The 9989-nt window shown below is 67.8% G+C and carries 10 protein-coding genes and 1 pseudogene; 7 read left to right on the forward strand and 4 right to left on the reverse strand.

What is annotated here, in order from left to right:
• Window positions 1-940: pseudogene (locus K6I33_RS24990) on the reverse strand (regulator); the annotation flags it as partial.
• Window positions 941-1240: 300 nt separating this feature from the next.
• On the opposite strand from K6I33_RS24990, the gene lipB reads away from it, so the two are divergent.
• The 4 genes from lipB (at window position 1241) to K6I33_RS25010 (ending at window position 4336) form a co-directional block, all read left to right on the forward strand.
• Window positions 1241-2065 (forward strand): lipoyl(octanoyl) transferase LipB, encoded by an 825-nt coding sequence (gene lipB / locus K6I33_RS24995; protein WP_229356777.1) that lies wholly within the window; start codon window positions 1241-1243, stop codon window positions 2063-2065.
• A gap of 122 nt (window positions 2066-2187) precedes the next feature.
• Window positions 2188-3153, forward strand: a complete 966-nt coding sequence (gene lipA, locus K6I33_RS25000; RefSeq protein ID WP_229356778.1) for a lipoyl synthase — start codon at window positions 2188-2190, stop codon at window positions 3151-3153.
• Between the two features lie 225 nt (window positions 3154-3378).
• The gene (locus K6I33_RS25005) at window positions 3379-3639 is read left to right on the forward strand and encodes a hypothetical protein (protein WP_374285774.1); all 261 of its coding nucleotides are present in this window, start codon (window positions 3379-3381) and stop codon (window positions 3637-3639) included.
• A gap of 10 nt (window positions 3640-3649) precedes the next feature.
• Window positions 3650-4336, forward strand: a complete 687-nt coding sequence (locus tag K6I33_RS25010; RefSeq protein WP_229356780.1) for a DUF4191 domain-containing protein — start codon at window positions 3650-3652, stop codon at window positions 4334-4336.
• Window positions 4337-4459: 123 nt separating this feature from the next.
• Here K6I33_RS25010 and K6I33_RS25015 read toward each other — a convergent pair whose 3' ends face one another.
• Window positions 4460-4927: an RDD family protein gene (locus K6I33_RS25015; protein WP_229356781.1), complete on the reverse strand. Its 468-nt coding sequence runs from the start codon at window positions 4925-4927 to the stop codon at window positions 4460-4462.
• Window positions 4928-5160: 233 nt separating this feature from the next.
• Here K6I33_RS25015 and glnA point away from each other — a divergent pair, with 233 nt between their 5' ends.
• Complete coding sequence (gene glnA, locus K6I33_RS25020) at window positions 5161-6570, forward strand: type I glutamate--ammonia ligase (protein WP_229356782.1); 1410 nt, start codon at window positions 5161-5163, stop codon at window positions 6568-6570.
• A 69-nt stretch (window positions 6571-6639) separates the two neighbouring features.
• On the opposite strand, the gene K6I33_RS25025 is transcribed toward glnA, so the two are convergent.
• The gene (locus K6I33_RS25025) at window positions 6640-7194 is read right to left on the reverse strand and encodes a Uma2 family endonuclease (protein ID WP_229356783.1); all 555 of its coding nucleotides are present in this window, start codon (window positions 7192-7194) and stop codon (window positions 6640-6642) included.
• Window positions 7195-7741: 547 nt separating this feature from the next.
• Here K6I33_RS25025 and K6I33_RS25030 point away from each other — a divergent pair.
• A complete protein-coding gene (locus tag K6I33_RS25030; protein WP_229356784.1) occupies window positions 7742-9415 on the forward strand; it encodes a DEAD/DEAH box helicase in 1674 nt (557 codons plus the stop codon).
• A 219-nt stretch (window positions 9416-9634) separates the two neighbouring features.
• On the opposite strand, the gene K6I33_RS25035 is transcribed toward K6I33_RS25030, so the two are convergent.
• Complete coding sequence (locus K6I33_RS25035; protein ID WP_229356785.1) at window positions 9635-9778, reverse strand: hypothetical protein; 144 nt, start codon at window positions 9776-9778, stop codon at window positions 9635-9637.
• Between the two features lie 98 nt (window positions 9779-9876).
• Between K6I33_RS25035 and K6I33_RS25040 the strand changes: the two genes are divergently transcribed.
• Window positions 9877-9989 (forward strand): NAD-dependent epimerase/dehydratase family protein (locus tag K6I33_RS25040; RefSeq protein WP_229356786.1); only part of this gene is annotated, 113 nt, incomplete at its 3' end.

Here is a 9989-nt window from a genome sequence, read left to right on the forward strand (position 1 = left end):
GAGCGACCCGCGCCAACTGCACGGCCTCCCGCCCATGCCCGAGATAGACCGCCTGCCGACTCATGGTCACGAGCACATAGCTCCCATAAGCCCGGTCCCCCGCCGCCTGGGCGAGCCGCAGCGCCTGGACGTAGTACCGCTGGGCGAGCCCGTGCGCGGCGATGTCGTAGGAGGTCCACCCGGCCAGCCGCGTCAGATCGGCGGCAGCGGCGAAGAGCCGCCGCCCGGTGGTCTCCCCGTACGTCCCGCGCAGCATGGGCTCGGTCTCGTGCTCGAGGTACCGCACCAGCGCCTGCCGGGCGTGCCCGCCCCCGTAGGCGTGGTCGATGGTCCGGAAGAGCTCGCCGACCGACCGCAGGGCGGCGATGTCGCCCATGGACACCCGCCCCCCGGGAGCGCGCTCGGCGGCCCGCTGGCGCGGCATCTGCCCGCCGCGCGCCTGAAGCGGCAGGCGCGCGCCCTCGCCGGAGGGCGCGGGGCTCATGCCGCGCGCTACCCGTTCGTCCGCGCGCCCGATCAGCCAGTCCCGGCTCGGCACCACGAGCCCGGCCGGGGTGAAGGCGATCTTCCGTAGCTCGGTGTGGCTGCCGGAGTCCTTGCGCCAGAGCCCGCTGACGATGTCGATGGCCTCCTCCGGGGAGGCGGCGAATTCCAGCCCGGCGTACACGGGCGCGCACGCGTCCAGCCCGAGGTCCTGGGCGGACAGCCGTCGCCCGAGCCGCCGGGTGAACACCTCGGCGATCAGCGCGGGCGTGGTGCCACGCGGCTGCTGGCCACGCAGCCATCGTGTCACCGATGTCTTGTCGTACCTCAGATCGAGCCCATGCTCGAGCCCGAGCTGGTCGACCCGGCGGGCCAGGCCCGCATTGGAAAAGCCGGCCTCCGCGATGAGCGCGGCGAGTTGACGGTTGGGGATGCGCTGTGGGGGTCGTTCCGTCATCAGCCTGCCGGTCTCCCTGATCTTTGTTCCTGGAACGGCGTGAACTTAGCGGTCTTCCTCGCCCCGAAAGCCGCCTTCGCCCCGCATTCATCCGATCGTGTGAGGACAGGCAGAATCCCGAAAAAGGGCCGCCGGACCTCCCGGGGAAGATCGTCCGGACTCCGGCCGACTGCGGGGTACACCGAAGGCGGTCGTACAGTGGGCACGGGCGTGCGAGCGCGACGGCACGCGACGGGCACGCCCTCAAGACCACCAGACCGGGCCGGAACGGGTTCGGAACCGGTTCGAGGAGGAGCTGCCGTGAGTGAGCTGCGCTTTGTCCATCTGGGCTTCGGTGCGGACGCGGTCGAATACCAGCAGGCGTGGCAGAAGCAGCGCGAGGTCCACGCGGCCCGCTTCGCGGACGAGATCCCCGACACCTGTCTGCTGCTGGAGCACCCGGCGGTCTACACGGCCGGACGGCGCACGGAGGACAGCGAGCGCCCCCTGGACGGCACCCCGGTCGTCGACGTGGACCGCGGCGGCAAGATCACCTGGCATGGCCCCGGCCAGCTCGTGGGCTACCCGATCCTCAAGCTCCCCCGCCCGGTGGACGTCATCGCGCACGTCCGCCGCCTGGAGGAGGCCCTGATCCGCGCCTGCGCCGAGCTCGGGCTGGAGACGACCCGGATCGAGGGCCGCAGCGGCGTCTGGGTCCTGGGCGACCCGGTGGAGCAGCGCGCGGCGCTCGGCGGCCTCAGCCTGGACTTCGACCCCCGGCTGACGGACGAGGAGTTCGACCCCCGCCTGAACGGCCCGGAGTACGCCCCGTCCAACGCGGGCCAGCGCCGCGAGGACCGCAAGCTGGCGGCGATCGGCATCCGGATCGCCAAGGGCGTCACCATGCACGGCTTCGCGATCAACTGTGATCCCGACAACACCTGGTTCGACCGGATCGTCCCGTGCGGCATCCGGGACGCGGGCGTGACGTCCCTGTCGAACGAGCTGGGCCGCCGGGTGACGGTGGCCGAGGCGGTGCCGCTGGTGGAGAAGCACCTGCGGGAGGTCCTGGCGGAGGAGGCCCCGAGCCCCCGCGCCGTGGAACAGCAGCCCGAGCCGGCCCCGGCCGCCGCGGGCCGAGCCTGACACCCCTCAGGGGGAATGCGCACCGGGATCCATCGGTTACCCAGGGCGCAGAAGTAAGAGCACAGGAAATAACGGGCGTACCCTGGTGTCCGCCGAGGAATCGAAGTCATAGGGAGCCGGACGTGTCCGCTGTCGCACCCGACGGACGCAAGATGCTGCGCTTGGAGGTCCGGAACGCCCAGACCCCCATCGAGCGGAAGCCCGAGTGGATCAAGACCCGCGCGAAGATGGGCCCCGAGTACAAGGAGCTCCATGGCCTGGTGAAGCGCGAGGGCCTGCACACGGTGTGCCAGGAGGCCGGCTGCCCCAACATCTACGAGTGCTGGGAGGACCGCGAGGCCACGTTCCTCATCGGCGGCGACCAGTGCACCCGGCGCTGTGACTTCTGCCAGATCGACACCGGCAAGCCGCAGGCGCTCGACCGCGACGAGCCCCGTCGCGTGGGCGAGTCCGTGGTCGCGATGGACCTGAACTACGCCACCATCACCGGCGTCGCCCGCGACGACCTGGAGGACGGCGGCGCCTGGCTGTACGCCGAGACCGTGCGCCAGATCCACCAGCAGACGGCGGGCCGCGAGGGCGGTCACACCAAGGTCGAGCTGCTCGCGCCCGACTTCAACGCGGTGCCCGAGCTGCTCCAGGAGGTCTTCGAGTCCCGCCCGGAGGTCTTCGCCCACAACGTGGAGACGGTCCCGCGCATCTTCAAGCGCATCCGCCCGGGCTTCCGCTACGAGCGCTCGCTCAAGGTCATCACCGACGCCCGTGAGTTCGGCCTGGTGACGAAGTCCAACCTGATCCTCGGCATGGGCGAGACCCGCGAGGAGATCAGCGAGGCCCTCCAGGACCTCCACGACGCGGGTTGCGACCTGATCACGATCACCCAGTACCTCCGCCCGTCGGTGCGCCACCACCCGGTGGAGCGCTGGGTGAAGCCCCAGGAGTTCGTGGAGCTCAAGGAGGAGGCCGAGGAGATCGGCTTCGCGGGCGTCATGTCCGGCCCCCTCGTCCGCTCCTCGTACCGCGCCGGCCGACTCCACCAGCAGGCGATCGAGAAGCGCGAGGCGGCCGCTTCGACCCAGGCGGTCTGACCGGCGACCCGACCCGTTCGGCCCCTGCGACGGACCCTGACGCGGCCCGTACCGTTCCTTGCGAAAGCAAGCGAACGGTACGGGCCGCGTCAACGTTTCATAGGTGTTTGACCAAGAGGTCATGCGTTGGTAACACCATTCGGTGACGATGGGACCACGCACAGCAGTGCGACACCCTCCACGCAACCGAATTCTTTCCGCTCCCGAGGGGACATCGACATGCAGGTGCAGGCCGCGCCCGGTAACGCAGTCTTGGCGACCGCCACACGCGCCTCCTCCGCTCTGCCGTCCACGCTCTCCGTGCGGCCCCCGTCCGTCACCGGGGCCCTGCGCGCGCTGGAACGGCTGCTGATGCGCGGTGGCCAGCGCACCGCACGGCGCAACGCGTGGACCGCCGTGCTGGAGGACCGCCGCCGGGCCAAGGACCGGCGCGAGGCCCAGCATGTGCTGGAGGCCATGGCGGCCCCCGGCCCGCGGGCCACGTAAACTTCGCCATATGGCGAGGAAGGAAACATCCGAGAACCCCGGGCGACTGAAGCAGATCGCCCAGACCTACAAGATGACCAAGAAGGTCGACTCGAAGGTCGGTCTTGTCGTCGCGGCTGTGGGCATTGTCACCTTCGGTGTACTCCTTGCCATCGGCTTCTGGCTCGACCACCCGGTCTACCTGGGCATCCTCGGCTTCCTGCTGGCCTTCCTCGCGATGGCGATCGTCTTCGGACGCCGCGCCGAGCGCGCTGCCTTCGGGCAGATGGAGGGCCAGCCGGGAGCCGCCGCCGCGGTCCTGGAGAACATCCGCCGCGGCGGCTGGACGACGACGCCCGCGGTCGCGATGAACCGCAACCAGGACGTCGTCCACCGGGCCGTCGGCAAGGCGGGCATCGTGCTGGTCGGCGAGGGCAACCCCAACCGGGTGAAGGCCCTGCTGGCCGCCGAGAAGAAGCGCATGGCGCGCATCGTCGGCGATGTGCCGGTGCACGACATCGTCGTGGGCGAGGGCGAGGGCCAGGTGTCGCTGAAGAAGCTCCACACCACCCTGCTCAAGCTGCCGCGCGTGCTGCCGGGCGCGAAGGTGACGGCCACGAACGACCGCCTCCGGGCGCTGGGCGACCTGATGAGCAACATGCCGATCCCGAAGGGGCCGATCCCCGGCAAGGGCATGCGGATGCCGAAGGGCCGCTGACCGCACGACAACGACCGAGACGCCGAGGGCGGCCGGACCTGAAAAGGCCCGGCCGCCCTCGCGCTGTAGAAACCCTCTGGAAACCCTGCAGAAACCCGAACGGGAACCTGAACAGGAACCCGATCAGATCCGGACCTGAACGGCCCGGGCGAACCGGTCGTGCAGCCCGCGCGTGTCCCGGTCCCAGATGACGGCGGGGATCACGAGCAGCAGCAGCACGCTGCGCACCAGCACCCGCGGCAGGGAGAGCCGGGTGCCGTCCTCGGAGATGACGCGCAGCCCCAGGAGGCGCTTCCCCGGCGTACAGCCGACCGTGCCCACGGTCAGGAGGCTGAGCACAAGGAAGATCGCCAGCGCCCAGTTGCCGGCGCGCTGCTGATTCCCCTCGGCGAGGAACGCGTACGAGATGAGCATGCAGAGCGCCCAGTCGATGGCGAGGGCGCCGAACCGCCGTCCGAGCGGGGCGACCGAGCCCGGTCCGCTCGCCGGCAGGCCGAGGCGCTCACCCCGGTGGCCGAAGTCGATGCCCATGTCCTCCGCGGCCGCGCGGGGCCCGGAGAGCCATGATCCGATTGCTTGCCTGTTGTCCACCCGTCCACGGTACTGGGCCCGCATACGTTTCCCGGGGCCCGGGTCCCCGGAGGAAGCCCCTCCTACCCGGCGTACCCCACGGGATCACCCCCGGACCGGTTAACCTCGGCGAAACAAATGGGTCATCCTTGAGAAATCCCGTCTCTCTAGGGTCGGCGACAGCGCGTCCATGCGACACGGCCGCGCCGCCGAAGCAATCCCCGACCGCGAGCGGCCGGGCTAGGAGGACTTGGATGTTCCAGAACGCCGACGAGGCCAAGAAGTTCATCTCGGATGAGGACGTCAAGTTCGTCGACGTCCGCTTCTGCGACCTGCCGGGCGTGATGCAGCACTTCACGATCCCGGCCACGGCGTTCGACCCCGACGAGGAGCTGGCCTTCGACGGCTCCTCGATCCGCGGCTTCCAGGCCATCCACGAGTCCGACATGGCGCTGCGCGCGGACCTCTCCACGGCCCGTATGGACCCGTTCCGCCGCGACAAGACGCTGAACATCAACTTCTTCATCCACGACCCGATCACGGGTGAGCAGTACAGCCGCGACCCGCGCAACATCGCCAAGAAGGCCGAGGCCTACCTCGCCTCCACCGGCATCGCGGACACCGCGTTCTTCGGCCCCGAGGCCGAGTTCTACGTCTTCGACAGCGTCCGCTTCGAGACCAGCGCGAACCAGTCCTTCTACCACATCGACTCCGAGGCGGGCGCCTGGAACACCGGTGCGGAGGGCAACAACCGCGGCTACAAGGTCCGTTACAAGGGCGGCTACTTCCCGGCCCCGCCGGTCGACCACTTCGCCGACCTGCGCGCCGAGATCTCCCTGGAGCTGGACAAGGCCGGCCTCCAGGTCGAGCGCCAGCACCACGAGGTCGGCACCGCCGGCCAGGCCGAGATCAACTACAAGTTCAACACCCTGCTCGCCGCCGCCGACGACCTGATGCTCTTCAAGTACATCGTGAAGAACGTCGCCTGGCGCAACGGCAAGACCGCGACCTTCATGCCCAAGCCGATCTTCGGTGACAACGGCTCCGGCATGCACGTCCACCAGTCCCTGTGGCAGGGCGGCGAGCCGCTCTTCTACGACGAGCAGGGCTACGCGGGCCTCTCGGACACCGCCCGCTACTACATCGGCGGCATCCTCAAGCACGCCCCGTCGCTGCTGGCCTTCACCAACCCCACGGTGAACTCCTACCACCGCCTGGTCCCGGGCTTCGAGGCCCCGGTCAACCTGGTCTACTCGCAGCGCAACCGCTCCGCCGCCATGCGCATCCCGATCACGGGCTCCAACCCCAAGGCCAAGCGCGTCGAGTTCCGCGCCCCGGACCCGTCCTCCAACCCCTACCTCGCCTTCTCGGCCCTCCTCCTGGCCGGCCTCGACGGCGTCAAGAACAAGATCGAGCCCGCCGAGCCGATCGACAAGGACCTCTACGAGCTCGCCCCCGACGAGCACGCGAACGTCCCCCAGGTCCCGACCTCCCTCCCGGCCGTCCTCGAGGCCCTGGAGCAGGACAACGAGTACCTCCAGGCCGGTGGCGTCTTCACCTCCGACCTGATCGAGACCTGGATCGACTACAAGCGCACCAACGAGATCGCCCCGATCCAGCTGCGCCCGCACCCGCACGAGTTCGAGATGTACTTCGACCTCTAAGCCGGAGCTCCCGCCTGGGCCCCGTCGCTGCTACCGGCAGCGGCGGGGCCTTCGCGTTTCCCGGGGCCGTCAGGCGTAAGGATTCAGCCCGGAGAGGTCCAGGTCGAACCCGAAGGGTTCGGGAATGCGGACGGTCTCACCGAACTTCCGGTCGGTGCGCGTGTGGTATCGATCATGGTCGGGCTCGGAGAACAGCGTCACCGCGGCGTCGCGGGCGTCCACGATGAGGTAGAGCGGGATGCGCATGACCGCGTAGTCCCGCAGCTTGCCCACCCAGTCGTTCTCCGGGTTCGACGGGGAGACGATCTCCACCGCGATGAGCGCGGCATCGGCCGGTGCCGTGTTTCCCTCGCTCTCCATGACCTCCTCGGGCAGATAGGTGAGGTCAGGGTTGCGGAGCTTCGCCGCGTGGGGGGATTCCAGGTCGGTGTTCTCGGTCGGCATGAAGCCGTCCGGCCGGTGGGCGTCGAACTGCCGACGCAGGTGGAACAGGTTGCGCTGGTGAATGACCGTCGGCGCCGCCTGCATGATGATCGTGCCATCGGTGTACTCGACTTTGACGCCCTTGGGTGCGATCCGCTGGGCTTCTTCGAGCAGTGCGAGGTGCTGGGGGTCGATGGTCACTGTGTCCTCCAAGGGGGTGCGCGGCCAGCGTATCCATCCAGGATGTGAAAGGCGGGGCAGAGCGGCATCGGCGGCAGAATTCCCCCTATGAGCACGTCGACTTCCACAGCGGGCCCGGCCCACCCGACTACCGCCCCACAGCCTGACCCCTGACCCGGACCCCGCCGACCCGGCCGGGACGCCTGGACTCCCTTTCAACCGCCGCATACATCCCGTCACTCAGGTCCCGGGCTCCGCGCACTCGGCCCGGCAGGACGTCGGCGTGTCGGCAAAATCGGGTGCATCGTCCTTGCCGTGAGCCCCAGCGCCGCTCCGGTCTACCCCACGCACCCATCAGCGCCCCTCACCAGTCACGTTGAGGGCACAGATAAACCAGTCCTCACTGTCATGCTGAGGCTCTCAGGACGCTGCCCCAGTGGCTCACCTCGCTCGACGACAAGTACTGGTTGGATCTCCTTTGCCATCCCTCACCGCGCTGACTGTCCAAGCCTGAGCCCATGGCTTCCCTGGCTCATGGCCGACACCATCACGACGGAAGGTTCAGCACGTGCGGTTGCGACAGTGGCAGGACGACGCGCTGCGTAGGTTCTTGGGGACTAATCGCGATTTTCTGGTAGTCGCTACTCCAGGCGCAGGCAAGACGGCCCTTGCGTTGATCGCAGCCCAAGCCATGATGGAACGGGGCGAGATCAGATGGATCAACGTCGTCGTACCGACCGACCATCTCAAACAACAGTGGGCGAAGGCCGCAGCCCGACTGGGCATCAAGCTCAACCCGGCCTTCACTAACAGCAGAAAGAACACAGCCCCTGACTACGACGGCGTGGTGACGACCTACCAGTCCGTGGCAGCTGACCCGGGCGTATGGGCGAACATGGCCCATCAGCCAGGGCGACCATGCCTGGTCATCCTGGACGAGGTCCACCACGCTGGAGACGCCGATCGCCTCACCTGGGGACCGGCTCTATTCGCTGCGTTCAATAACGCGCATCGACGGCTCATGCTATCTGGCACCCCGTTTCGGACCGACGGAAAGCCCATCCCATTCCTGCGGTACGACGAAGAACGTCGCGTTGTCCCAGACGTCAACTACGACTATGGCATGGCACTTCAGGATCAAGAAGTCGTCCGCCCAGTTGTTTTCCCTGCACTGGACGGGGAAGCGAGGTGGCGACTTGCATTGGAGCACGCAACAGCAAAGAAGCTGTCCGAGACCGATCCAAGGACCATTTCCCATGCCCTTTCTGCCGCTCTCGCCCCTGAGAAAGAATGGATTCCATCAGTCCTACGCCGCGCCAACGACGAGCTATCGCTGATCCGACAGGACACCCCGGACATCGGCGGGCTGGTCCTGGCCACCAATCAAAAGCATGCTCGCGCCTACGCCAACATTCTCCAGGAAGTCACGGGCGAGCCGGCCACAGTCGCGACATCGGACAGCCGCCGCGCTTCCAAAGACATCTCCGAGTTCACCACCGGCTCCTCCCGCTGGATCGTCGCGGTGCAGATGGTGGCCGAAGGCGTAGACATCCCCCGCCTCGGAGTGATCGTCTACGCAACACGCACTCGCACAGAGCTCTTCTTCCGTCAGGTCGTCGGACGCTGTATCCGCCGCCGCGGCGACGACGATGATCTATGTGCACGCGTGTTCATCCCAACCATCGGGCCGCTCCTTGAGCCCGCTGCACGGATCGAACAGACCGTCCGGCACGTGCTGCGCGACGAGGAGGAGAGCCTCCGAGCACGCCATGCCGCTGGCGATCGCGATCACAACAGCGATATCCCGCATGCTGCTACCCCGCGCACGGTAGAGGTAATTGGCTCCTCTGAGGCTATTCACCCCTACACCATCAACAGCGGCGAGACATTCGGCGAACCGGTCCTCTTGCATGCCCGCCGCAAAGGCCAGGAAGCCGGGCTCCCTGCCAGCTCCGAACCTTCTGCTCTCGTTCGCTTCATGCGGCTGACCGGGGCGCATGTAGCTGACGACAAGCCCTGGCCTGTGGTCAGGGAGCAGCCTCTGGTCGAGAAAAAGAAAGAGCTGAGGAACGTCGTCAATCGCAAGGTGGGCCACCTGGCGGCCATCACCCGCCAGCCTCACCGCAACATCCATCGTCGCCTCAACGACGCTTTCGGCGAAGCCAATATTGAGCAAGCCACCGTCGACACACTTAATGAGCGCATGATCCTTCTTGACTCCTGGATTGATGGCGCGAAATGAATCAGTAAGGGCAACATCAGTGGCCGAGAAGCGCCACCCCGAAAGCCATTAGTTTTAGCCCTCGCAGGCGATCCGTGTCTGCCAGGACGTCGATGACAATTCCCCCTGCCGTGCCGTTGACAGAGCGCGTCCAACTCACCGTCGCGGGCCCGACGAGCGGGCCAGGGACGTACACCTCAAGGGGCTTCTCGCGCCGGTGCTCACGCGAGCGCAGTACGTTCAGGCATTCTCGATGTCGTCCGCGTCGGTGCGGGCTGGGCGCAGCCAGGTCTTCTGGGCGGCGTCATCGGCCCCGCTCAGCGAGCCGAGCGTCCGGTAGGCCACCCTCCGGAGGCAGGTCCAGCCCTTCTCGGATCCGTCCATCAGCCCCTTGCACTCGTGTACCTGTCACATTCCTTCCTCGCCGCGCGTCATGTCAGCGAAGACCGTGGAACAACCGCTAGAGCGAACGGGGAAGAGCCATGACGACGTCCACCATCCTGGTCACCGGAGGCACCGGCACGCTCGGGCGGCTGGTCGTCCCGTTGCTGCGGGAGGCCGGGCGGGAGGTGCGGGTGCTGAGCCGGCGTGGGGG

The sequence above is a fragment of the Streptomyces sp. UNOB3_S3 genome (assembly GCF_020740895.1).
Classification (GTDB): domain Bacteria; phylum Actinomycetota; class Actinomycetes; order Streptomycetales; family Streptomycetaceae; genus Streptomyces.